Origin of the sequence: Streptosporangium sp. NPDC006007 (assembly GCF_040614315.1) — a bacterium.
Classification (GTDB): domain Bacteria; phylum Actinomycetota; class Actinomycetes; order Streptosporangiales; family Streptosporangiaceae; genus Streptosporangium.
Genome location: NZ_JBEXUG010000005.1, coordinates 210,875 through 234,052, shown reverse-complemented (window position 1 = coordinate 234,052; position 23,178 = coordinate 210,875). Strand labels below are relative to the sequence as shown.

The 23,178-nt window shown below is 71.5% G+C and carries 21 protein-coding genes; 12 read left to right on the top strand and 9 right to left on the bottom strand.

Annotated elements, in window-relative coordinates:
• Window positions 1-120: 120 nt before the first annotated feature.
• From miaB to ABZ194_RS06725, 3 genes are all read left to right on the top strand, one after another.
• Window positions 121-1,620: a tRNA (N6-isopentenyl adenosine(37)-C2)-methylthiotransferase MiaB gene (miaB, locus tag ABZ194_RS06735; protein ID WP_355593102.1), complete on the top strand. Its 1,500-nt coding sequence runs from the start codon at window positions 121-123 to the stop codon at window positions 1,618-1,620.
• A 77-nt stretch (window positions 1,621-1,697) separates the two neighbouring features.
• Window positions 1,698-2,366, top strand: coding sequence for a hypothetical protein (locus ABZ194_RS06730; protein ID WP_355593100.1), 669 nt, complete (start codon window positions 1,698-1,700; stop codon window positions 2,364-2,366).
• A 293-nt stretch (window positions 2,367-2,659) separates the two neighbouring features.
• On the top strand, window positions 2,660-3,190 hold the full coding sequence (locus ABZ194_RS06725; protein WP_355593098.1) for a methylated-DNA--[protein]-cysteine S-methyltransferase: 531 nt from the start codon (window positions 2,660-2,662) through the stop codon (window positions 3,188-3,190).
• A gap of 233 nt (window positions 3,191-3,423) precedes the next feature.
• Here ABZ194_RS06725 and ABZ194_RS06720 read toward each other — a convergent pair whose 3' ends face one another.
• Window positions 3,424-3,795: an antitoxin gene (locus tag ABZ194_RS06720; protein WP_355593096.1), complete on the bottom strand. Its 372-nt coding sequence runs from the start codon at window positions 3,793-3,795 to the stop codon at window positions 3,424-3,426.
• A gap of 74 nt (window positions 3,796-3,869) precedes the next feature.
• Between ABZ194_RS06720 and miaA the strand changes: the two genes are divergently transcribed.
• From miaA to ABZ194_RS06690, 6 genes are all read left to right on the top strand, one after another.
• Window positions 3,870-4,775 (top strand): tRNA (adenosine(37)-N6)-dimethylallyltransferase MiaA, encoded by a 906-nt coding sequence (gene miaA / locus ABZ194_RS06715; protein ID WP_355593094.1) that lies wholly within the window; start codon window positions 3,870-3,872, stop codon window positions 4,773-4,775.
• Between the two features lie 197 nt (window positions 4,776-4,972).
• Window positions 4,973-5,779 (top strand): diaminopimelate epimerase, encoded by an 807-nt coding sequence (gene dapF, locus ABZ194_RS06710; protein ID WP_355593092.1) that lies wholly within the window; start codon window positions 4,973-4,975, stop codon window positions 5,777-5,779.
• A 137-nt stretch (window positions 5,780-5,916) separates the two neighbouring features.
• Window positions 5,917-8,193 carry a tetratricopeptide repeat protein gene (locus tag ABZ194_RS06705; RefSeq protein ID WP_355593090.1) on the top strand — a complete coding sequence of 759 codons (2,277 nt, stop codon included), beginning with the start codon at window positions 5,917-5,919 and terminating at the stop codon, window positions 8,191-8,193.
• A 204-nt stretch (window positions 8,194-8,397) separates the two neighbouring features.
• Window positions 8,398-9,156, top strand: coding sequence for an SDR family oxidoreductase (locus ABZ194_RS06700; protein ID WP_355593088.1), 759 nt, complete (start codon window positions 8,398-8,400; stop codon window positions 9,154-9,156).
• Between the two features lie 106 nt (window positions 9,157-9,262).
• The gene (locus ABZ194_RS06695; RefSeq protein WP_355593086.1) at window positions 9,263-9,625 is read left to right on the top strand and encodes a phosphomannose isomerase type II C-terminal cupin domain; all 363 of its coding nucleotides are present in this window, start codon (window positions 9,263-9,265) and stop codon (window positions 9,623-9,625) included.
• 207 nt (window positions 9,626-9,832) lie between these two features.
• Window positions 9,833-10,516, top strand: coding sequence for an HNH endonuclease family protein (locus ABZ194_RS06690; RefSeq protein WP_355593084.1), 684 nt, complete (start codon window positions 9,833-9,835; stop codon window positions 10,514-10,516).
• 65 nt (window positions 10,517-10,581) lie between these two features.
• Here ABZ194_RS06690 and ABZ194_RS06685 read toward each other — a convergent pair whose 3' ends face one another.
• Window positions 10,582-11,166, bottom strand: a complete 585-nt coding sequence (locus tag ABZ194_RS06685; RefSeq protein WP_355593082.1) for an XRE family transcriptional regulator — start codon at window positions 11,164-11,166, stop codon at window positions 10,582-10,584.
• 77 nt (window positions 11,167-11,243) lie between these two features.
• Here ABZ194_RS06685 and ABZ194_RS06680 point away from each other — a divergent pair, with 77 nt between their 5' ends.
• Entirely contained in the window at window positions 11,244-12,170 is a 927-nt protein-coding gene (locus ABZ194_RS06680; protein WP_355593080.1) for a class I SAM-dependent methyltransferase, read from the top strand.
• A 36-nt stretch (window positions 12,171-12,206) separates the two neighbouring features.
• On the opposite strand, the gene ABZ194_RS06675 is transcribed toward ABZ194_RS06680, so the two are convergent.
• The 6 genes from ABZ194_RS06675 to aceB all read right to left on the bottom strand — a co-directional run bounded on the left by ABZ194_RS06675 (window position 12,207) and on the right by aceB (window position 18,956).
• The gene (locus ABZ194_RS06675) at window positions 12,207-12,485 is read right to left on the bottom strand and encodes a hypothetical protein (RefSeq protein WP_355593078.1); all 279 of its coding nucleotides are present in this window, start codon (window positions 12,483-12,485) and stop codon (window positions 12,207-12,209) included.
• Complete coding sequence (locus tag ABZ194_RS06670) at window positions 12,482-13,204, bottom strand: IclR family transcriptional regulator (protein ID WP_355593076.1); 723 nt, start codon at window positions 13,202-13,204, stop codon at window positions 12,482-12,484. The genes ABZ194_RS06675 and ABZ194_RS06670 overlap by 4 nt, the downstream gene beginning before the upstream one ends.
• Window positions 13,205-13,335: 131 nt before the next feature.
• A complete protein-coding gene (locus ABZ194_RS06665; RefSeq protein ID WP_355593074.1) occupies window positions 13,336-14,574 on the bottom strand; it encodes a heterodisulfide reductase-related iron-sulfur binding cluster in 1,239 nt (412 codons plus the stop codon).
• A gap of 1 nt (window position 14,575) precedes the next feature.
• Window positions 14,576-15,790 carry an FAD-binding oxidoreductase gene (locus ABZ194_RS06660; protein ID WP_355593072.1) on the bottom strand — a complete coding sequence of 405 codons (1,215 nt, stop codon included), beginning with the start codon at window positions 15,788-15,790 and terminating at the stop codon, window positions 14,576-14,578.
• Window positions 15,790-17,247, bottom strand: a complete 1,458-nt coding sequence (locus ABZ194_RS06655) for an FAD-linked oxidase C-terminal domain-containing protein (RefSeq protein WP_355593070.1) — start codon at window positions 17,245-17,247, stop codon at window positions 15,790-15,792. Before ABZ194_RS06655 ends, ABZ194_RS06660 begins: the two co-directional genes overlap by 1 nt.
• Before the next feature lie 122 nt (window positions 17,248-17,369).
• Window positions 17,370-18,956 carry a malate synthase A gene (aceB, locus tag ABZ194_RS06650; protein ID WP_355593068.1) on the bottom strand — a complete coding sequence of 529 codons (1,587 nt, stop codon included), beginning with the start codon at window positions 18,954-18,956 and terminating at the stop codon, window positions 17,370-17,372.
• A gap of 228 nt (window positions 18,957-19,184) precedes the next feature.
• Here aceB and ABZ194_RS06645 point away from each other — a divergent pair, with 228 nt between their 5' ends.
• Together ABZ194_RS06645 and hflX are read left to right on the top strand one after the other, a co-directional pair.
• Complete coding sequence (locus ABZ194_RS06645) at window positions 19,185-19,877, top strand: DUF4097 family beta strand repeat-containing protein (RefSeq protein ID WP_355593066.1); 693 nt, start codon at window positions 19,185-19,187, stop codon at window positions 19,875-19,877.
• 220 nt (window positions 19,878-20,097) lie between these two features.
• The gene (hflX, locus tag ABZ194_RS06640; RefSeq protein WP_355593064.1) at window positions 20,098-21,465 is read left to right on the top strand and encodes a GTPase HflX; all 1,368 of its coding nucleotides are present in this window, start codon (window positions 20,098-20,100) and stop codon (window positions 21,463-21,465) included.
• Between the two features lie 118 nt (window positions 21,466-21,583).
• Here hflX and ABZ194_RS06635 read toward each other — a convergent pair whose 3' ends face one another.
• Window positions 21,584-23,137 carry a SpoIIE family protein phosphatase gene (locus ABZ194_RS06635; protein ID WP_355593062.1) on the bottom strand — a complete coding sequence of 518 codons (1,554 nt, stop codon included), beginning with the start codon at window positions 23,135-23,137 and terminating at the stop codon, window positions 21,584-21,586.
• Window positions 23,138-23,178 lie beyond the last annotated feature (41 nt).

Sequence of the window (23,178 nt, the reverse complement as noted above, 5' to 3'; positions counted from 1 at the left end):
CGGGTAAAGCTTGTCCCCGCTTCCGGTCTTCCCGGTCTGTCGAGGTGTCCTTTCCGGGGTGGGTGCCCGGCCGCGTGAGCCGTACCCGGGGGTCGGCGGAGCGCCTACCCTTGTCTTGAGATGACTGCCACCGTGGAGAGCGCCCGCACGTACCAGGTACGTACCTACGGGTGCCAGATGAACGTGCACGACTCCGAGCGCCTGTCGGGCCTTCTCGAAGACGCCGGATACGTCCCGGCGCCCGAGGGGGAGACGGCCGACGTGGTCGTGTTCAACACCTGTGCCGTACGGGAGAACGCCGACAACCGGCTCTACGGCAACCTCGGGCACCTGCGCCCCTCGAAGATCGGCAACCCGGGCATGCAGATCGCCGTGGGCGGCTGCCTGGCGCAGAAGGACCAGGGGGAGATCGTCCGCAGGGCGCCCTGGGTGGACGTGGTGTTCGGCACCCACAACATCGGCTCGCTGCCGGTGCTGCTGGAGCGGGCGCGCGTCCAGCAGGAGGCCCAGGTCGAGATCAAGGAGTTCCTGGAGACCTTCCCGAGCACGCTGCCGACCAAGCGGGAGTCCGCCTACGCCGCGTGGGTGTCGGTCTCGGTCGGGTGCAACAACACCTGCACGTTCTGCATCGTGCCGTCACTGCGCGGCAAGGAGAGGGACCGCCGCCCGGGGGACGTGCTCAACGAGGTGCGGACCCTGGTCGGCCAGGGCGTGCTGGAGGTCACCCTTCTCGGTCAGAACGTCAACACCTACGGCGTGGAGTTCGGCGACAGGCTCGCCTTCGGCAAGCTGCTGCGGGCCTGCGGCGGGATCGAGGGGCTGGAGCGGGTCCGCTTCACCAGCCCGCACCCCGCCGCGTTCACCGACGACGTCATCGAGGCCATGGCCGAGACGCCCAACGTGATGCACCAGCTCCACATGCCCCTGCAGTCCGGCTCCGACCGGGTCCTCAAGGTCATGCGCCGCTCCTACCGGGCCGAGCGCTACCTCGGCATCATCGAGCGGGTCCGCGCCGCCATGCCCGACGCGGCCATCTCCACCGACATCATCGTGGGCTTCCCCGGCGAGACCGAGGAGGACTTCCAGGGCACGCTGGAGGTGGTGCGCCGGTCGCGGTTCGCCAACGCCTTCACCTTCCAGTACTCCATCCGGCCCGGCACGCCCGCCGCCACCATGGACGGCCAGGTTCCCAAGGAGGTCGTGCAGGAGCGCTACGAACGGCTCGTCGCCCTGCAGACCGAGATCTCCTGGGAGGAGAACAGGACACAGGTCGGCCGGACGCTTGAGGTGCTGGTGGCCGAGGGGGAGGGCCGCAAGGACGGGGCGACCAACCGCCTGTCCGGCCGGGCCCCCGACAACCGCCTGGTCCACTTCACCCCCGGCGCCGAGGTTCCGCGCCCCGGTGACATGGTCCGCGTTCAGGTCACCTACGCGGCCCCTCATCACCTGGTGGCCGACGGCTCCGCGTCCGAGCTGCGCCGTACCCGCGCGGGCGACGCCTGGGAGGCCAGGCAGGCGGGTCCGGTGGCCGGCTCCGGGGTCATGCTCGGCATGCCCTCGATCGGCCGCCCCGCGGCCCCGGCGCTCCAGGAGACCCCCGGCTGCTCCCCCCGCCCCTGACGCCCCGGCTCCTCCGGAGAGCCCTCCCGTCGCGGGGTGACGGCTGTCGGAAGTGAGCGCTCGGTTACGCTGACGAGGTGCTTGTCGCCGCGGCCGTATGCCCGCATCCTCCGCTGCTGATCCCCGAGCTGGCCGGTGCCGCGGCCCCGGAGCTCGACGGGCTCCGGGCGGCCTGTGCCGCCGCCGTGCGCGCCCTGGGGGAGGGCGGGCCCGACGCGATCGTGGTGGTCGGCGGCGCCGACCGGGCGGGAACCTACGGCGCCGACGCCGCCGGAAGCCTGGCACCCTGGGGAGTCGACGTCCGGATAGGGGACGGTGACCCCGTCCTGCCCCTCTCCCTGTCGGTCGGCCGCCGGCTGCTGGAGTGGGGGGGCCTGACCGCGTCGGGGTTCCACGCCGTGCCGTTCGACGCCCCCGCGGAAAGGTGCGCGGCCCTCGGCGTACGGCTGGCCGGCGACGCCGAGCGGGTCGCGCTGCTGGTCATGGCCGACGGCTCCGCCTGTCTCACCGAGAAGTCCCCGGGATACCTGGACCCTCGTGCCGCGCCGTACAACGCCGCGATCGTCGGGGCGCTCGCGCGGGCCGAGGTTCCCGATCTCGACCCCCGCCTGGCCGCCGAGCTCTGGGTCGCGGGCCGCGCGGCCCTTCAGGTCCTCGCCGGTGCCGGGGGAGCGCTCAGCGGCGAGGTCCTCTACGACGACGCCCCCTACGGCGTCGGCTACTTCGTCGCCCGCTGGACGGAGTGAGCCCGTCCCGCCTCGGTGGCGACCGGGTGGCCGTACCGCGAGGCGGCGGCCGGAGTGCCGTGTCGGGGCTGTTCCCCCCCTCCGGCCCGTCCGCCGCACCACGGCCGGTGGAGGAGACGGCCTCCCCGAATGTTCGCCGAGATCTGGGCGGGCAACCCCAAGGACGGGAAGAAATATGGATCTATGAGGGGTTCTTACTTTATAAAGGGTTCTGCCTGTTGCGACCACCGTCGCGGGTGGGGACCGCGCTTGAGGTACCGAGGACGACGAGTTCAGGAAGAGGCAGAGTCCGCATGGCAGGAACCGTGGCGTTCGGGAGTGTTCCGACACCGTTGGGGGACATGCTCGTCGCCGTCACGGAGGACGGCGTGGCGGCGGTCGGCTGGAGCGCCAGAAGCCGTGGGCTCAAGGCCCGCACCCTGGAGGGGCTCGGCCTGCCCGAGGTGGACGATCCGGACCGGACGGCCCCCGTCCTCGGTGAGCTCGCCGAATACTACGCGGGCAGGCTGCGGGACTTCGGCGTGGAGGTGGACTGGCGGCTGACCTCGCCCGTGCAGCGCAGGGTGCTCGGCACGCTGTACGAGACCGTCGGCTACGGCAGGGCCGTGACCTACGGCGAGCTGGCCACGCGGAGCGGGACGGGTGTTCCCGCCAGGGCGATCGGATCGATCATGGGAGCCAACCCCGTCCCCATCATCGTTCCCTGTCATCGGGTGGTCGCCGGGAACGGGCTCGGCGGCTTCAGCGGGGGAGAGGGTGTGGAGTCCAAACGGTGGCTGCTGACCCTGGAGGGCTACCTGCAGCCGATGCTCGACTGGGGGTGAACCGGACGGCTGTCCGGATACCGGAAGGCAGGGCGACAGGGGAGACAGCCGGGCGAAAGGACGGTGAGGCCCGGAGCGCGGCGGGGGAGCCCGAGGGAGGCCGGAGATCTGGGCGCACGGGAACCGCGCGGGACCCTGCCGGCTGGTCCCGCGCCTGTGTCGACGGTCTGTCCGGCCGTTCCGGCCGGAGCCGGCCCGGTGGCCCGATGCCGGCCCGGATGCCCTGACCGGAGTCAGCCGGAGGCGGGAGGCGTGCCGCCGTCGTCCGGCTTCCGGTAGGGGCCGGTCTGGCCGGAGGCCGTTGACGTGTCGTCGTCCGTCACCCCGTAGGGGTCAGGCCGGTCGGCGGCAGGGGAGGTGTCACTCGCGCCCTCTGCCCCGTACGCGTCGCTCTGGCCAGGGGTCCGCGGCGTGCCGGTCTGACCGTCGATCCTGTCGGCCATCTCCCGGGCCTTGGCCGACGCGGTGTCGATGTGCTCGTCGTATTTGCCGCCGGTCCGTTCCCTGGCGGCCTGCGCGGTCTTGTCGATGCCCTGTTTGGCGAGCTCCTCGGCCTTGGTGCTGTGCTCGCCCAGCAGGCTCTTGACCTTGTCGAAGATCGACATAGGTGAATCCCCCGATCCGACGCGACAAAGCGTCGTCTCTCATACATACCCAGAGAGTTGACACACTTATCACTGTGCGTCAGCTACCAGTCATCGCCGTCATCGGACCCACCGCGGCCGGGAAGTCCGACCTCGCCGTGGATATCGCCCTCGAACTCGGGGGAGAGGTCGTCAACACCGACTCCATGCAGCTTTACCGAGGAATGGACATCGGAACGGCGAAACTCTCCCCGGCCGAGCGGCGTGGGGTTCCGCATCATTTGCTCGACATCTGGGAGGTGACCAAGGCCGCGAGTGTGGCCGAGTACCAGTCGCTGGTCCGCCCGCTGATCGACGACCTCCGGGGCAGGGGGGTCGTGCCGATCCTGGTGGGCGGGTCCGGCCTCTACGTGCGGGCCGCCCTGGACGACCTGGAGTTTCCCGGCACCGATCCGGAGATCCGCACCCGCCTGGAGGCGGAACTGGAGCGTGCGGGCCCCCTCCCCCTGTATGAGCGGCTCCGTGAACGGGATCCGAAGGCGGCCGAGGCGATTCTTCCCGGCAACGGACGCAGGATCGTCCGGGCGCTGGAGGTCATCGAGCTGTCCGGGCGGCCGTTCTCCGCCACGATGCCCTCCTACGACGCGGTCTACGACAGCGTGCAGCTGGGGGTGGAGGTGCCGAGGGAGATCCTGGACGAGCGGGTCGCCGCGCGGGTGCGGCGGATGTGGGAGGCCGGGCTGGTGGAGGAGGTCGGGAGGCTCGCCGCGAAGGGGCTCGCCAAGGGCCGTACGGCCAGCCGCGCGCTCGGATACGCCCAGGTGCTCCGTTTCCTCGACGGCGAGTGGAGCGAGGAGCAGGCCATGGAGGAGACGATCCGCGCGACGCGCAGGTTCGTCCGCCGCCAGGAGTCGTGGTTCCGCCGCGACCCCCGGGTGATCTGGCTGTCTCAGCAGGCGCCGGACCTTCTCGCCCGGGCGCTCACCGCGGCGCGCCGATGATCCGCCGTCGTCGGCGGAGGTGCGGGGTGGCCATCCCGGCCGGAATGGACAGGGGGACAGGATGGGGACGGGTGCGGAAGATGGACAGGGCATGGACAGAATCCGGCAAGGAAATGGACAGGGCATGGAAAGGGAGTGGACAGGGCGTGGACGGAGCCCGGGGCCGTCGCCCTGATCGGCCTGGATAGAGTTGGGGCATGCGATTCGTCAAGGGGCACGGTACCGAGAACGACTTCGTGATCCTTCCCGATCCCGACGGTGAGCTGGAGCTGTCCGCGGCGCTGGTCGCGGCGGTGTGCGACCGGCGGGCCGGGATCGGCGCAGACGGGGTGCTGCGCGTGATGCGGACGAAGCTCAGCCCGGAGGTGGCCGGTCAGGCCGGCGAGGCCGAGTGGTTCATGGACTACCGCAACGCCGACGGCGGCGCCGCGGAGATGTGCGGCAACGGCATACGGGTCTTCGCCCGTTACCTGGTCGACGCGGGGCTGGCCGAGGCGGGCGAGTTCGGCGTGGCGACCCGGGCCGGGGTCAGGCGGGTACGGCTGGCCGAGACCGGCGACGTGACCGTGGACATGGGGGCGCCCCGGGTGCTGGGCCACAGCACCACGACCGTGGGAGGTCACGAGTACGACGGCCTCCACATCGACATGGGCAACCCCCATCTGGCCTGTGTCATCGGCGACCCGGTCACCCAGCTCGACCTGGGTCACCAGCCCGCGTTCGATCCGGCGATCTTCCCGGCCGGGGTGAACATCGAGCTGCTCAACCCGGTGGGGCCGCGGCGCGTGGTGATGCGGGTCTTCGAGCGGGGGTCGGGTGAGACGCGGTCCTGCGGCACCGGCGCGGTCGCCTCGGCCGTGGCCGCGGCGCGGCTGGCGGGGGAGAGCGTCGGCACCTGGACGGTCCAGGTCCCCGGCGGCACGGTCGCCGTCACCCTGGAGGAGCACACCAGTCATCTCGCGGGTCCCGCCGTACTCGTCGCCTCAGGGGAGCTGACCCTCTGAGACGGCCGCCGCCGTCACGCTCCGGCGCCGGACGCGGCCGACTCCGCTGAGCACGGTCGAATCCCCCGCCGCGGACCGGCCGGCCGGATGGCGGAGCCGTTTGGGGCATGGTCGCCGACCTGGCAGACTGACGTCTCATGGACGTGGACATCTGGGCCTGGGTCGGCGACACCCAGCGGCAACTGCACGAAGCCGGGAACACCGGTCTTGCCATGGCGATCGGCGATGTGCCCGCGCAGGCGCTGGAGGGCCGATACTCGCAGCTCGACGTGCTGGCGCCGGCCATCGCGCAGCAGGCGGCGAGTCTGGAGCTGCCCTGGCTGGAGTTCTACGCCCGCTACTGGCACCTGATCGGACGCGTGGGTGATCGTGCCCAGGGGGCGGTCGCCGTGGCCGACGCGGAGACCCTGGTCGAGTTCGCCCGGCGGGAGGATGTCCGTGACTGCCCGGCCGCTCCCGGCGCCGTCGCCGCGCTGGCCCTCGTCCAGGCGAACACCGACGGCCCCGGATACGCGGCCGAGCGGCTGGAGGTCCTCGGCGCCGTCGAGATCGGGCCCGACTCGCTGGCCTTCCCGGCCGTCGCCGAGCAGTACGTCGCGGCTCTGGTGGACGCCGGGCGCGCCGACGAGGCGGTCACCTACGCGGAGTCCGCCGTGGCGAGGCTGGGCGACGCGGGCCGGGAGGCGAGCTGGGAACTGGGCGCGGCCTCGGCCCGCGCGCTGCTGGCCGCCGGGCGCGCGGAGGACGCGCTCACCGCGCTCGACGCCGCCGCCGGGTTCAAGCCCGACGACCCGATCGCCAAGGCGCACCGTGAGGGCGTGCTGCGCGCGCTCGTGCTCGCCACCCTGGACCGGATGCAGGAGTCCGTCGACGCGCTGCCCGACCTCGACGTGGTCGGCGATCATCCGCGTGACTGGGTCGAGTGGGCGCGTGCCATCCGCGGTCTCGCCGGGTCCGCGCGCATCACCAACACCTGGCAGCTCGGCCGGGTGCTCAAGCAGTGGATCGACTACTTCGCCATGATGGGCGGCTATCACGCCCGGGCCGAGCTCGCGCTGATCGCCGGTGACCTGGCGGTCATCCGGCAGGGGGTCTGGCAGGCCCGGCTGCTGGCGGACGTCGCCGAGTCGGCGGCGGGTGAGCTGAGGAACCCCGGTGACGTCGCCGAGCGGATCGCCGCGCTGCGTACGGCCGCCGACGGGGTCGTCGCGCCGGAGGCTCCCGGCCCCGAGGCCGAGCTGGTCGCCTACTTCGACGCCGCCGACGGTTTCAACGCCGACCCCGAGCGCTGGGTGGGCTGGCTGGCCCCGCTCTCCGGCCAGGATCTGCCGGCCACCCGGCGGCATACCACGACGCTGGGCTTCCTCGGCTATCCGGCCAGGGGGGTGGACATCTACTGGACCACGCTGGTCGAGTCCGGCGACATCGGGGCCGCCGACCCGCAGGACGTCTCCTACCTCGTCGGCCTGCTGATCGAGGCCCGACAGGACGAGCGTCTGGAGCAGATGGCGCAGCTGCTCTCCGGGGCCCAGCGTCATCTGGCCCTGGGGCGTCTGTACCGCGCGCGGGAGCGCTGGGAGCAGGCCGCGGTCGAGGGGGAGGCGGCGGTCGCCGCCGGGGCCGGTGTCGAGGCGAGCCGGCTGTGGTCCGTGGCCGTGCAGCAGGGCGGGGACAACGCCAAGGGCGCCATGATCCTGCGTGAGGTGCTCGACTCCGAGGAGATCGAGCCGGAGGACGTCTGGCGGATGATCACCATGGCGACGGCCGCCGAGGACTGGGAGACCGTCCGGGCGGGCACCGCCAAGATCGGCATGCCGCTGCAGTCCACCGAGGGGCCGATCGAGGAGGAGATGGGCCTGGTGCGCATCATCCTGCCCGCCCCCGACGGCAGCCAGCGCGCGGTCATCAGCCTGCGGACCGGCCCGGCCACGGCCCGCCTGGCCATTCCGCAGCCTCCCGGCATGGAGTACAACGCCGGTGACCTGGTCGTCTTCGAACCGCAGCTCCTTGAGCCGCTCCCGGAGACCGCGGAGGAGCAGGAGGGCTTCATCCCGCCGTTCGCCGCGGTCAGCATGCTCCGTCCCGGCGGCTACACCAGCTGGTTCTTCGACGGCGCGGCACCCGGCGAGACCGACTGGACCGAGTTCAACGAGGTCATGGCCGAGCGCGGCTGGCCGATGTGGGTCTACAGCGACGACAGCTACACCGTGACGCATCCGACCTCGGGGGAGAAGCTGCCCGGTGTGTTCGGCTGGATCGCCGTCCCGCCGGACGTCACCCCGGTGGAGGTCGACGCGGTGCTCGACGACGCCACCGAGCGCTGGGTGCACCCGCTGGCCTGGCTCGACCTGGCCAAGGCCGTCGACGTCGAGGTCGAGAGGCACGAGCGCATCGTCAAGGAGTACGGCCTGTAGAACCGCCCCCGCCGGGAGGTGCCGCAGGACATCACCGGGCCGTGGGGGGCCGGGCTCGCCGTGACCACTCGGCCGCCGCGCGTGCCCGGTCCTTCTCGGAGAGTCCGTGACGGCACATCGCCCGTGGGGGATCTCCCCGCGGGCGTCGTGCTGTCCGCTCTAGAGTCGTGTTCCACATTCTTCGCGCGTACGAGGAGGATCCGGATGCTGGATCGATTCCGGTTGGACGGCAAGGTCGCGATCGTCACCGGTGCCTCCTCGGGGCTCGGCGTCGCCTTCGCGCGAGGTCTGGCCGAGGCGGGGGCGGACATCGTGATCGGCGCGCGCCGCGAGGACCGTCTCGCGGAGACCCGCGCCCTGGTCGAGGAGACCGGCAGGCGGTGCGTGGCCCTGGTGACCGACGTGGCCAGGCCGGAGGAGTGCCAGGCACTGGCCGACGCGGCGGTCGCCGAACTGGGCGCGGTGGACATCCTGATCAACAACGCCGGTGTCGGTACGGCGGTGCCGGCCCTGAAGGAGACCCCCGAGCAGTTTCGGCGGGTCGTGGACATCAACCTGAACGGCACCTACTGGATGGCGCAGTCCTGTGCCAGGGTCATGAGGCCGGGCTCCTCCATCGTCAATGTCGGCAGCATCCTGGGGGAGACCACGGCCGGGCTGCCGCAGGCCGCCTACAGCGCCTCCAAGGCCGGGGTCGCCGGGCTCACCCGCGATCTGGCTCAGCAGTGGACGGGCCGGCTCGGCATCCGGGTCAACTGCGTCGAACCGGGCTTCTTCGCCTCGGAGATGACCGAGCGGTACGCCCCGGAGTACCTGGCCCGGCAGCTTGAGCACCGGGTGCTGATGAAGCGCCCCGGCGACCCCGCCGAGCTCGTCGCGGTGGCGATCCTCCTCGCCTCCGACGCCGGATCCTACGTGACCGGGGCCGTGATCCCGGTGGACGGCGGAATTCTCATAACCTGAGGTAGTCGTGTTGCCCGAGTCAAGGATTCGGTCTTGTGGAACGCGCACATCCGCCCCGCACGCGTGCGAGAGTTCGTGTTACCTAGGCGGAGCGAATGGAGGCATCTTGCAGGAGATCGACCGGCTCGGCGCAATTGTTCGCGACGAGCGTCCGTGGGGTGGTTTTGAGCGGTACACGCTCAACGAGGTGTCCACGGTGAAGATCATCGAGGTGGCGCCCGGACAGCGGCTGAGCTTGCAACGGCACGAGCACCGGGACGAGCTCTGGGTGGCTCTCGATCCGGGCGCCGTGTTCGAGATCGACGGGGAGCTGATCGAGCCCTCGGTCGGCGACCGCGTGCTCATCAGGGCGGGCCAGACCCACCGGCTCGGCTCCACGGGGAAGGGCACCCGGATCCTGGAGATCGCCTTCGGTCACTTCGACGAGGACGACATCGAGCGTCTTGAGGACTCCTACGGGCGGGTCTGAGGCCGGACCGGCCCGCAACCGGCTGGGCGGCCCGGTGCGCGTACGGCCGTGGCCGAACGCGCCCGCGGGCGCCTCGGACTCCGATTCGAGCCGCCGGAGCCGCCGCGCCGCAAGGTCCTCACCGGCAGCGGCGGCGCGAGATCGGGCGTGGTTTTATCGTTGGAGTTGATATGTAGAATAATTTGCCCCTTCATAGGTGGTGGACACGTGAGGGGTGGCATGGTGCGGTCGGCGCTGGGACGAGGGACGGTCGCCACGGCGATCGTGTTCACACTGGTGGGTTGCGGCCTTGTGGGGCAGAGAAGCGGCACCCCACCCGCCGAGAAGGGGCGGTCCTCGGCGGAGGCGCTCACGGAGCTGGGGAAACTCCCGGTCAAGGGGCGTGCTCCGATGACCGGGTTCGACCGGACGCGCTTCGGCCCCGCGTGGTCGGATGTGGACCACAACGGCTGTGACACCCGCAACGACATCCTCAAGCGCGACTTGAAGGCCGAGACCTTCAAGTCGGGCACGCACGACTGCATCGTGCTGACCGGCATCCTGGACGACCCCTACAGCGGCAAGACCATCACGTTCGAGCGCGGTCAGAAGACCAGTTCCGCGGTGCAGATCGACCACGTGGTGGCCCTCGCCGACGCCTGGCAGAAGGGCGCCCAGCGGCTCCCGGAGGACAGGCGCAAGGAACTCGCCAACGATCCGCTGAACCTGCTGGCCGTGGACGGTCCGCTGAACAGCCAGAAGGGCGCCGGCGACGCGGCGACCTGGCTGCCGCCGCGCCGGGCCTACCGGTGCTCCTACGTCTCCCGTCAGATCCAGGTGAAGGTCAAGTACGACCTCTGGGTGACGTCCGCCGAGAAGGACGCCATGCAGACCGTGCTCGACTCCTGCTGAGCGTCCGTTCGCTGTTTCTCCGTGCTTTCCCGCGAGGGCCGGCGAGCGGGTCGCGTCGCGACCCGTCACGCGCGGGGCCTCGCGCGGACGTGCATGCGCTCCCCCTGTCTCCCGAAGAGGCTGAGGATCTCGACGGGCCGCCCGTCCGCGCTGCTGAACCAGTGGGGCAGCCGGGTGTCGAACTCGGCGGCCTCGCCGGGGACGAGGACCAGATCGTGCTCGGCGAGGACGAGCCGCAGCCGGCCCTCCAGCACATACAGCCACTCGTAGCCCTCGTGCGTACGGAGATCCGGCTCGGCACCCCGGTCAGGGATGATCATTTTGTACGCCTGGAGGGGGCCCGGGCTCCGGGTCAGGGGGACGAACGTACCGCCGCTCGGCATGGCGCGGGGTGTCAGCCGTATCCGGGGATCCCCCACTTCGGGGGCGCCGACCAGGTCGTCCAGGGGCACGTGGTACGCGCCGGCGAGCGGCAGCAGCAGTTCCAGGCTGGGGCGGCGCTGTCCGGACTCCAGCCGGGAAAGGGTGCTCTTGGAGATGCCGGTCGCCTCGGAGAGCGCGGCCAGGGTGAGGCCGCGCTTGGCGCGCAGCCGTTTGAGGCGGGGGGCGACCCCGTCGAGGACCGCTTGGTAGGGCGGTGGGCTGTCCATGCGGACATTCCATCCCGCCGTCCCGGAATCGGCAACAGGAGTTGCCGTTATCGCCCGGCAGGTGCACGCTCCTCGGCATGAGCCCACACAGTGATTCCGGACATGGACATGGACATGGACACCACCACACCGACATCGACTGGGAGGTCATGGCCGACCAGCTGGAGAACAACGGCGAACTGCAACTCCCGGCCCTCCGCTGGACTGCGGCCCGTCTGAGGGAGCTGCTCGGCCCGGAGACGAAGGTCCGGCGCGTCCTCGACATCGGCAGCGGGCCGGGCGTGATGACCTGCGTGCTCGCCGAGGTCTTCGCGGACGCCGAGGTGGTCGCCGTGGACGGCGCTCCCGGACTGCTGGACCGCGCCCTGGCCCGCGCCGAGCGGCTCGGCCTCGGCGGCAGGGTGGCCGTCCGGCACGCGGAGCTGCCCGAGGGCCTGGACAGCGGTGACGAGCACGGGGAGGACGGCCTCGGTGAGGCGGACCTGGTCTGGAGCAGCCGGGCCGTGCACCACCTCGGCGATCAGCAGGGCGCGCTGAACGCGCTCGCCGGTGTGCTGAGGCCCGGCGGGCTGCTCGCCATAGCGGAGGGCGGTCTGCCGATGCGCTTCCTCCCACGCGACATCGGCGTCGGCCGGCCGGGTCTCCAGGCCCGGCTCGACGCCGCCCAGGAGCGCTGGTTCGAGATCATGCGAGCCGAGCTGCCCGGCAGCACCACCGTGGTCGAGGACTGGCCCGCGATGCTCGGCCGCGCCGGGCTCACCGGCGTCGGCGGCTTCGCCTCCCTCCTCGACCTGCCGGCACCCCTGGGCGAGACGACCCGCGCCTTCCTGCACGGCCATCTGACCCGGCTGCGCGAGACGGTGAGCGAGTCCCTGGACGTGGAGGACCGCGGGACACTCGACGTGCTGCTCGATCCCGGGGCGCCGGAGGGCGTCCTGCGGCGGCCCGACGCCTTCCTCCTCTCCGCCACCACGGTCTTCACGGGCGTGCGCCCGGCGCGGTGATCGCCGGGCCGGGCGGCCAAGATCAACTGCCTGGCGCTAACGGCTGTGCCGATGTTCCCCAAGGCCGAGTGAGGCCGGGGCCTCCTCCTGGCCGAAGGTGATCACGATGTACCTGCCGTTGGCGTAGCTGACCACGGGCCGCTGGAGCATCTCGCCCACCCGGCGGGCGACCGCCTGGAACAGCTCCACCATCTCCGGGGTGTCGGCGCTCACCCTGAACCGTCCGTCGGCGACGAGCCTCTGGGCGACATAGGGGGCGAAGTTCATCTCGCTCCGGGCCTTCTCCTCCGCGCTGAGAGGGGTGCGCCGGCTCATAGCCCGAGTTCGGAGGCGAAGTCGTCCGCGATCTTCCGCATGCCCCTGGCGAGTTCCTCCCGGTCGAGCGCGCCGATCCGCTCGGCGGGGCCCGACACCGACATCGCGGCGATCATCCGGCCGCCGTCGCGCACCCCCACGGCCAGGCAGTGCACGCCCGACTCCTCCTCGCCCAGGTCCACGGCGTATCCCTGCCTCCGCACCCGCTCCAGCTCGGCGAGCATGCCGGGCAGGTCGGTGATCGTGCCGGTGGTACGGCGGGGCATGCCGGTGCGCCCGACCAGCGACGCCACCTCACCGTCGGTCCGGCAGGCCATGAGGATCTTTCCCACCGCGGTGCTGTGCGGCAGCACCCGGCGGCCGACCTCGGCGAACATCCTCAGCCGCCGGGGTGACTGCACCTGCGCGACGTAGACCACGAAGTCTCCCTCCAGCACCGCCAGATTGGCCGTCTCACCGGACAGTTCGACCATTCTCGACAGGTACGGCTGCGCCCGGGTACCGACCATGCGTTCGGCCACCCCGCCCAGCCGTACCAGCGCGCCGCCCAGCGCGTAACGGCGGTCGGACTCCTGGCGCACGTAACCGCGGCCGAGCAGGGTGCGCAGCAGCCGGTGGATCGTCCCGTACGGCAGGCCCGTCCCGGCCGCGATCTCCGAGAGCCCGGCCTCCCCGCCCCGCTCGGCCAGCGCCTCCAGCACGTCCAGCGCCCGGTCCACCGACTGCACCGTGCCGCCGGCGCCCGTTCCGCCCGTTCCGCCCGTTCCGCCCGCACGTTCGGATGCCCCGGTGCCGGCTCCGCCGGTCCGGCCCGGGCCCCCCGGGTCCGCTCCACCCCTGTGCTCCGGGCTCATCGGACCTTCGCCAGACCGCGCAGCGAGGCGTCCAGGACCTGGGCGGTGTGCGCGACGGGGATCGGCTCGGCGCCCCGGCGGCGCAGGGCCGAGGTGATCTGCATGGTGCAGCCGGGATTGGCCGAGACCAGCAGGTCGGCGCCGGTGGCCAGCACCCGTTCCGCCTTGCGGTCGCCGAGGTCGCGGGCGGCCTCCGGCTGGAGGAGGTTGTAGATCCCCGCGGACCCGCAGCAGATGGCCGATTCGGAGATCTCCCTGAGCTCCAGGCCGGGAACGGCGGCCAGCAGCCGGCGGGGCTCGGACCGGATGCCCTGCGCGTGGGCCAGGTGACAGGCGTCGTGGTAGGCCACCGTGAGCGGCAGCGGATGCCGTTCGGCCGCCGGCCCGAGCTCGGCGAGATACTCGGCCAGGTCGACGGTCCGGATGGCCCGTGCCCGCTCGGCCCACTCGCCTTCGAGGATCTCGGCGTACTCCTTCATGGTCGACCCGCAGCCGGCGGCGTTGACCACGACCGTCGCCACGCCCGCCCGCTCGAAGGCGACGACGGTCCGCCTGGCGAACCGGGCGGCCTCCCGCGGGCGCCCGGAGTGCAGTGACAGCGCCCCGCAGCAGCCCTGCGACGCGGGGATCACCACGTCGCAGCCCTCCATCGCCAGCACCCGGGCCGTGGCCGCGTTGACCTGCGGGAAGAACTCGCCCTGTACGCACCCGGTGAGCATCCCGACCGTGGCTCTGCGCCTGCCCCGCGCCGTGACCCTGCGCGGCAGCCGTACCCCCGCCTGGGCCGGGGGAGCGAGATCGGCCATGGCCGCCAGGGACGGATTGATCCGCTCCAGCCTGGGCGTGATCCGGCGGCGCAGCCCCGCGCTGAGCCGCAGTGGCAGTCGCATCGCCCGCAGCCGCCGCGGGTAGGGGAAGAGCTGGAAGATCAGGGCGCGCAGCGCCCGGTCGTCCGGCTGCCTGACGTGTGTCCGCTCCACCTCGGCCCGCGTCCGCTCGATCAGCCGGTCGTACCGCACACCCGACGGGCAGGCCGTCACACAGGCCATGCACCCCAGGCAGGCGTCGAAGTGCCCGGCCATCTCCGGCGTCAGCGGCGTGCCCTCGACGTGCTGTTTCATCAGGTGGATCCGGCCTCGGGGAGAGTCCATCTCCTCGCCCCACAGGACGTAGGTGGGGCACGTGGGCAGGCAGAACCCGCAGTGCACACAGTCTTTGATCAGCTCGGGGTCCACATCAGATCCCTCCCACGAACCGGCCGGGAGACATTCTCCGGTCGGGATCGAACCGTTCCTTGACCCGCCGCATCAGCGGCAGCGCGCCCACCGGCCCCCAGCGGTCCACCAGGCTCGCCGGTCCGGGCGGCGCGGTGAGCACGGTCAGCCCGCCGCCGAGGCGGCGAAGTTCGTCGCGGACCGACGTGACGAACCCGGCGAACTCCGGCCCGTCGGTGTCCGGGGGCAGCGCCGTCCGAAGGACTCCCGACGCCGACGATCCCCGTACCCGCGCGGGCAGCCCGCGGGCCGCGATCGCCCGCAGCGCGCCGTCCACGGCGGCGGGCGGGACCCGCAGCTCCAGCAGCACGTCCTCGCCCGGCAGCGTGTTCCACCAGCCCGGCGGCCGGTCGGAGATCCGCACGGGGCCGTCGATCAGGGATCCCACGGCACGCGCCCGCTCCTCGGCGGCCGTCCCCTCGATGAGGACCGCCACGGTGAGCCCGCCCCGGAGGTCCGGCCAGTCCACCTCGATCGCGCTCGGCTCGGCCTGGGACGCCGCGAGCCCGGCGGGGACGCCGGGCGCGGGGAGTTCCGCGGTGATCCAGCGGCGGTCGGCCGGGACCGGATGGAGGCGGAAGATCGCCTCGGTGATGACGCCGAGCGTGCCGTAGGAGCCGCAGAACAGCTTGCCCAGGTCGTAGCCGGCGACGTTCTTGACCACTCGGCCGCCGGACCTGGCGATCGTGCCGTCGGCCAGTACGACCGTGACGCCGATCAGCAGGTCGCGGGCGGTGCCGTAGCGAAACCGGCGGGGGCCGGCGATCGCGGTGGCGAGCGTGCCGCCCACGGTGCCCGCCGGGAGCGGGTTGTCCAGCGCCAGCTCCTGCCGGAAGCCGGAGAAGCCGGGCAGCGAGGAGAGCGAGCCGACGGGCAGCCCCGCGCTGACCCGGGCCACCAGGTCGCCGGGGGCGTGCTCGACGGAGGATCCGCCGTCGAGGGTGAGGTAGCGGGTGTCGATCAGCAGGTCGCAGCGTTCCGGCGGGTTGCCCCAGTCCAGCTTCGTCCCGTCTCCCACCGGCACCACGGCGAGGTCGTGCTCGGCCGAGACCCGTAGCAGCGCGGCGACCTCCCCGGTGGTTTCGGGCAGCGCCACCCAGCGGGGTGACACCCCGGCCACGGCGTCGTCGGATACGGCCTTTCTGACCGTCACGCCCGTGTCGCGCAAGGCGTCCATCAGAACTGCTCCGCCCGCCCCGACTCGACCAGCGGATGCACGCCTCTGCGGACTCCCGGGGCCTCGCCGCACAGGCGCGGGGTGGGGAAGACCTTGCCCGGGTTCGACAGGCCGCGGGGGTCGAAGGCGCAGCGGACCAGTTGCATGGTGTCCAGATCGTCGTCGGAGAACATCTTCGTCATATATCGGGACTTGTCTACACCAACACCGTGTTCGCCGGTGATGGAGCCGCCGTGCTCGACGCAGAGATCGAGGATCCTGCCCGAGACGAGCTCGGCCCGCTCACCCGCGCCGGGCTCCGCGTCGTCGAACAGCACCAGCGGGTGCAGGTTGCCGTCTCCGGCGTGGAAGACGTTGGCCACCCGGATGCCGTACTTCCGCGACAGCCGGTCGATGCCCGCCAGCACCTCGGGCAGCGCGGTCCTGGGAACCACCCCGTCCTGCACGATGTAGGCGGAGCTGATCCGGCCCACCGCGGCGAAGGCCGACTTGCGGCCCTTCCAGATGGCCGCCCGCTCCACCGGGCCGGCGGCGGTCCGCAGCTCGAACGCCCCGCTCTCCCGGCAGATCCGCGTCACCTCGTCGAACTGGTGGGCCACCTCCCCGGCCGGACCGTCCAGCTCCACGATGAGCACCGCCCCGGCCCCCTCGGGGTAGGCGCAGGCCACCGCGGCCTCGGCCGCCTCGACCGCCAGGGCGTCCATCATCTCGATCGCCGCGGGCAGGATGCCGCCCCCGATGACGGCGGACACCGCCTGGCCGCCCCGCTCGACGCCGTCGAACGCCGCGAGCAGCGTCGTCACGGCCTCGGGGGCGCGCGTCAGCCGTACGGTGACCTTGGTGGCGATGCCGAGTGTGCCCTCCGAGCCGACGAAGACGCCCAGCAGGTCGTAACCCGGATCGGTGTCCGACAGCTCGACGATGTCGCCGTCCGGGGTGACGATCTCCAGGGCCGTCACGTGGTTGACCGTGAAACCGTGTTTCAGGCAGTGCGCGCCGCCGGAGTTCTCCGCAACGTTGCCGCCGATGGAGCAGACCTGCTGGCTGGAGGGGTCCGGCGCGTAGTAGTAACCCCGGTCGGCGACGGCCTCGGTGATCGCCAGGTTGGTGACGCCGGGCTCCACCACGGCTCGCCGGTTCGCCAGGTCGATCGAGAGGATCCGCCGCATCTTCGAGGTGACGATCAGTACCCCGTCCGTCCTGGGCAGCGCCCCGCCCGACAGCCCCGTCCCCGCGCCCCTGGCCACGAACGGCACGCCGTACTCGTCGCAGATCCTCACCACGGCCGCGACCTGCTCGGTGGTCTCCGGCAGCACGACGACCCCCGGGGTGGCGCGGTGGTGGGTCAGGCCGTCGCATTCGTAGGTGCGCAGCCGTACCGGATCGGTGATCACCGACCCGCGGTCGAGGAACTCCCGGAACCGCCGGGCCGGCTCGTCCAGTGCCCGCTCCGACATCGCCCCTCCTTCCGCGCGCCCGGGAGCCTCACCCCCCCGCCGCCGTGATCGATCAGCCGGTCGAGACCATCATCTCCCCGGGGCGGGAGGCCCTCGGCCGGGAGGGCCTCCCGCCCCGCGGTCTACGGCATGCGCTCGTAGGCGGGCAGGGTGAGGAAGTCCACGAAGTCGTCGTCCAGGGCGACCTCCTTGAACAGGGCGGTGGCCTGGGCGTAGAGCGCCTCGTCGTAGCCGGGTTCGGCCTTGATCCCGGCCAGCTCCTCGTCGATGATCCGCTCGACGAGATCCCTGGTGACCACGGCGCCGGTGTCGGCAAGCCTGATGTCGTTGTGGATCCACTGCCAGGTCTGGGAACGGGAGATCTCGGCGGTGGCGGCGTCCTCCATCAGGTTGTGGATCGCCACCGCCCCCAGCCCGCCCATCCAGGCCGCGAGGTAGCGCAGCGCCACGTCCACGTTGTTGCGCAGCCCCGCCTCGGTGATCTCACCGGGGGTCTTGGAGACCGCCAGCAGGTCGGCGGCGGAGACGGAGACGTCCTCGCGCAGCCGGTCGAGCTGGTTCGGCCGGTCGCCCAGGACGCCGTCGAAGACGTCGCGGCAGATCGGGACCAGATCGGGGTGAGCCACCCAGGAGCCGTCGAATCCGTCGGTGGACTCGCGGGTCTTGTCGGCGGTGACCTTCTCCAGGGCGACCCTGTTGACCTCGGGGTCGCGGCGGGAGGGGATGAACGCGGCCATGCCGCCGATGGCGTGGGCGCCGCGCCTGTGACAGGTGCGGACCAGGAGTTCGGTGTAGGCGCGCATGAACGGGGCTGTCATGGTCACCGCGTTCCGCTCGGGCAGCAGGAACTCCCGGCCCCGGGTACGGAACTTCTTGATCACACTGAACAGGTAGTCCCAGCGGCCCGCGTTGAGACCGGCGGAGTGGTCGCGCAGCTCGTAGAGGATCTCCTCCATCTCGAACGCGGCCGGGTAGGTCTCGATCAGGACGGTCGCCCGGATCGTGCCCCGCGGGATGCCGAGCAGGTCCTGGGCCCTGACGAAGACGTCGTTCCAGAGGCGGGCCTCCAGATGCGACTCCATCTTCGGCAGGTAGAAGTAGGGGCCTCTGCCCTTGGCGAGCTGCCGCCGCGCGCAGTGGAAGAAGTAGAGGGCGAAGTCGACGATCGAGGCGGAGAACGGGGCGCCGTCGAGGGTGAGGTGCTTCTCCTCCAGATGCCAGCCGCGCGGACGCACGACGACGGTGGCGAGCTCCTCGTCGGGCTTGAGCGCGTAGTGCTTGTCACCCGCCGAGAAATCGATGGTCCGGTCCAGCGCGTCACGCAGGTTGAGCTGGCCGTTGACCGTGTTCTCCCAGGTCGGGGCGTTGGCATCCTCGAAGTCGGCCAGCCAGACCTTGGCCCCGGAGTTCAGTGCGTTGATCGTCATCTTCCGGTCCACCGGGCCGGTGATCTCCACGCGGCGGTCCACCAGGCCGGGGGCGGGCGGGGCGACCCGCCACTCGGACTCGCGCACCCGCCGGGTCTCGGGCAGGAAGTCGAGGGTGCCGCCGGCAGACAGCTCCGCCTGGCGTGCCTGGCGGGCGTCCAGCAGCTCAAGACGCCGGGGGTCGAACTCCCGCTGGAGGGTGGCCGTGAAGGCCAGGGCCTCCGGCGTGAGGATCTCCTCGAACCGGTCCTGCGGGGGACCGGTGATCTCAACGCCGTCCATGGGCTTCCTTTCCGCATAGTGGAAAACCACTTCTGAATTGTGGAATCGACGCTACTTCATGGTCACTTACCGGTCAAAAACAGGGGTCTCCTAAGGGGCCGCGTCGGGGGCTTCCCCGATGAACGGGGGGACGCGCTCGACGACAGTTGAGGTGGCTCCCTCCACAGGGGAGAGGCGGAGCCGTTCGTGGGAGGCGAGACGCCTCCCGGAAATCGAGGACTGGGACTCATGAAGAAGACGATCGCCGCGGGGGCACTCCTGGGTTCGGTCCTCGTGCTGTCCGGCTGCCGCCTCGACGTCGACCTCGGTGACCAGGAGCAGGCCATCACCTCCTACGACGTAGGCGGGAGTCTGACCGCGCTGGAGGTTCACACCGACTCCGGGGACATCGAGGTCAACGAGTCGGATCGGTCCGGGGTCCGGGTGACCGAGACGCTCCACTGGACCGGCGACCAGAGGAACAGGCCCAAGACCGAGCACCCCGTGTCGGGCGGCACGCTCACCCTGAGCCAGGAGTGCTCCGGCGAGAACTGCTCGGTGGACTACAAGGTCGAGGTTCCCAGGGGCCTCAAGGCGACGCTCGGATCCAGCGCGGGTGACATCACCATGCGCGGGCTGACGGGTGAGGTGAACGCCCAAGCCGCCTCCGGCGACATCGAGGCCGCCTCCACGGGGGCCAAGCGGTTCGTCGCCACCACCGGCTCCGGCGACGTCGAGCTGAGGTTCGACGCCGTGCCCGACCACGTCGAGATCGAGACCGGCTCCGGCGACGCCGCCGTACGGCTGCCGCGGGCCGACTACAACGTGACGGCCGAGACCGGCTCGGGAGAGAGAACCGTCAAGGTCACCGACGTCCCGTCCTCCTCCCACCGCGTCTCGGTGCGGGCCGGCGCGGGGAGCGTCGACGTGCTGCCCTCCTGAGGTCGTCCACGGAACCCGGCCGGCGGTGACGGTGGGTGAGCGGCCGGATAACCAGATGAAGGCCCGGACGTTCGCGTGGCACCATCATGGGGAAGAGACCTGAGGTGTTCGGGCGTTCTCCTAAGAGAACACGGACCACGCATCTGAATGGAGCAACGACATAGACACTCGTGAGCCGCTGGACCTTGACCGATTCGACGACCTGCCCGAGACCGGTGAGATGGATCTGGCCGAGCGCCAGGCGCTGCGCCGGGTCGTGGGCCTCTCCACCGAGCTGGAGGACGTCACCGAGGTCGAATACCGCCAGCTGCGACTTGAGCGGGTCGTCCTGGTCGGCGTCTGGACCTCGGGTACGGCGATCGACGCCGAGAACTCGCTCCTCGAACTGAAGCTGCTCGCCGAGACCGCCGGCTCGGAGGTGCTGGAAGGGCTGATCCAGCGCCGTCAGAAGCCCGACACGGCGACCTATATCGGTTCGGGCAAGGCACAGGAACTCGCCGACATCGTCTCCGCCACCGGCGCCGACACCGTCGTGTGTGACGGCGAGCTGAGTCCCGGCCAGCTCCGCCAGCTTGAGGAGGTCGTCAAGGTCAAGGTCATCGACCGGACCATGCTGATCCTCGACATCTTCGCCCAGCACGCCAAGAGCCGCGAGGGCAAGGCGCAGGTGGAGCTCGCCCAGCTCAGCTACCTGCTGCCGCGCCTGCGAGGCTGGGGTGGCAACCTGTCCCGCCAGGTCGGTGGACGCGCCGCGGGCGGCGCCGGCATCGGCGGACGAGGCCCCGGTGAGACCAAGATCGAGCTGGACCGGCGCCGGATCCGCGAGCGGATGGCCAAGCTGCGCCGCCAGATCGTCGAGATGACCGCCTCGCGTGAGACCAAGCGGGCGCGGCGACTGGAGCGCGAGGTTCCGGCCGTCGCCATCGCCGGTTACACCAACGCGGGCAAGTCCTCGCTGCTGAACCGGCTCACCGGTGCCGGAGTGCTGGTGGAGGACGCCCTGTTCGCCACGCTGGACCCGACCGTCCGCAGGGCGCACACGCCGGACGGCCGCCTGTTCACGCTGGCCGACACGGTCGGATTCGTCCGGCATCTGCCGCACCAGCTCGTTGAGGCGTTCCGCTCCACCCTGGAGGAGGTCGGCGACGCCGACCTGATCCTGCACGTGGTCGACGGCTCGCACCCCGATCCGGAGTCGCAGCTCGCCGCGGTGCGGGAGGTGGTCGCCGACATCGAGGGCGCCCGCGACATTCCGGAGATCGTGGTCATCAACAAGGCCGACGTCGCCGACCCGGTGGTGCTGGCCCAGCTGACCGCCAGGGAGAGGCACACCGTCGTCGTCTCGGCCCGCACCGGCGCCGGCATGGACGAGCTGATGGCCGTGATCGAGCGGGAGCTGCCCCGCTTCGACCAGGAGGTCCGGCTGCTCGTGCCGTACCAGCGCGGCGACCTCATCTCCCGGGCCCACCGGGAGGGCGAGGTGCTCGGCCTTGAGCACACCGGAGACGGCACGATCCTGCACGCCAGGGTTCTGCCCGGTCTCTTCGCCGAGCTGGAGAGGACCGCCAAGCCGGTCGAGACCGTCTGAGCCGGCCGCCCGTCCCGTCCGCGCCCCGCCTCGACCACAGGTGCGGTGGGGCGCGGCGTGGCGGGCACCGGTCCGGTTTCCCCGAGGCGACCCGCTTCCCCGAGGCGGCCCGCGGCTTTCAGCGAGAGGGGCTGCGGCGGAACGCCACGAGCGCCACGTCGTCCTCCCGGGCGCCGAACTGCTTGATCAGCCGGTCGCAGAAGAGCTCCAGATCGTCCTCCACGGTCTCCGCCAGGTGCCGCACGATCTCCAGGCTCTCGTCGAGCAGCTTGTCGCGGTCCTCGACGAGCCCATCGGTGAACAGCAGCACGCCCCCCTCCTCAGGCAGGGTCAGCCGGTCGATCCGGTAGGTCTCCTCGGCCACGCCCAGCAGGAGATTGCCCAGGCGGTCGTAGCGGGACTCCCCGTGACCGATGAACAACGGCGGGATGTGACCCGCGTTGGCGATCTCCATCTTCCCGGTGGCCGGATCGACGATGATCAGGCAGACCGTGGCGGTCATGCCGGGGTGATAGCGCCGCAGGACGTTGTTGAGCAGTGCCATGGAGGCGCCCAGGTCCACGGTGCCGATGAGGGAGGCGCGCAGCGCGTGGCGGAGTTCCGCCATGACCGTCGCGGCGAGTAACGAGTGCCCCTGGACGTCCCCGATGGCGATGAGCACCCGATCGTCAAGCCGCAGCACCTCGTAGAAGTCGCCGCCGACCTCCACGTTGTCCAGCGACGGCTGATAGCGCCAGCTGATCTCCAGCCCCGGTGTCTCGGGGATCCGAGCGGGCAGCAGGCTGCGCTGCAGGGTGAGGGCGATCGCGTGCTCCTCGGCGTAGGCGCGCAGCGCGTCCACCGCCAGGGCCAGGGCCTGCCCGAGCTGGCGCAGGATGTTGGACTCGTCCTCGTCGAGCGACGGCACCGCCTCCACCCCGAGGTAGACGGCCGGCCGGCCGGCCTTGGTGCGGCAGAGCACCCCCAAGACGTCGCCGCCGATCTCCGCGTCGGGCATCAGCCTCAGCCAGTCGCCCGCCGGGACAGTGAAGACCTGGGTCCCGGCCGCGTCGCCCAGCGACATCGCGCTTAGCTTGAGCAGCGTGTCCGGCGTCGTGGCCCTGGGCGTGGCGGCGCCCGCCCCAGGCATGGCCGTGTACCTCCGGACCCGGCCGTCCGGCGGGAGCGTCAGCGTGCCGGACTGCCGGCCGAGGATCCGGGAGGCGCCCTCGACGGCGGTGGTGAGGAGCGCGTCGAAGGTCTCGGCGGAGTTCATCGCGAGGGTGACCTCGGTGAGGGCCGCCAGCCGCCCGGCCATCCGCTCCGCCCGCTGCCGCGCCCGGTAGTAGCGCAGGGTGGCCTCGATCGTCGCGGTGAACTCGTCCGGTTCGACCGGTTCGGCCAGGTAGGCGTCGGCTCCGCGTTCGAGCCCGTGGGCCCGGTCGGCGGGGGTGATGGCCGCCCCGGAGATCTGGACGACCGGTATCGAGGCCGTCGCCGGATCGGCCTTGATCTGCTCGCAGACCTCGTGGCCGCTGATGTCGGGCAACCGTACGTCGAGGACGACCAGGTCGGGGCGGAGCTCCCTGACCTTGACGAGCGCCTCCAGCCCACCGGTGGCCTGCAGCACCTGATGTCCCGACCGCCGCAGCCAGCTGGACAGGATGTAGAGCTTGGTCGGCGTGTCGTCCACGACCAGTATCGTTCCCGGCCCCTCAGGCATCGCGCTGCCCC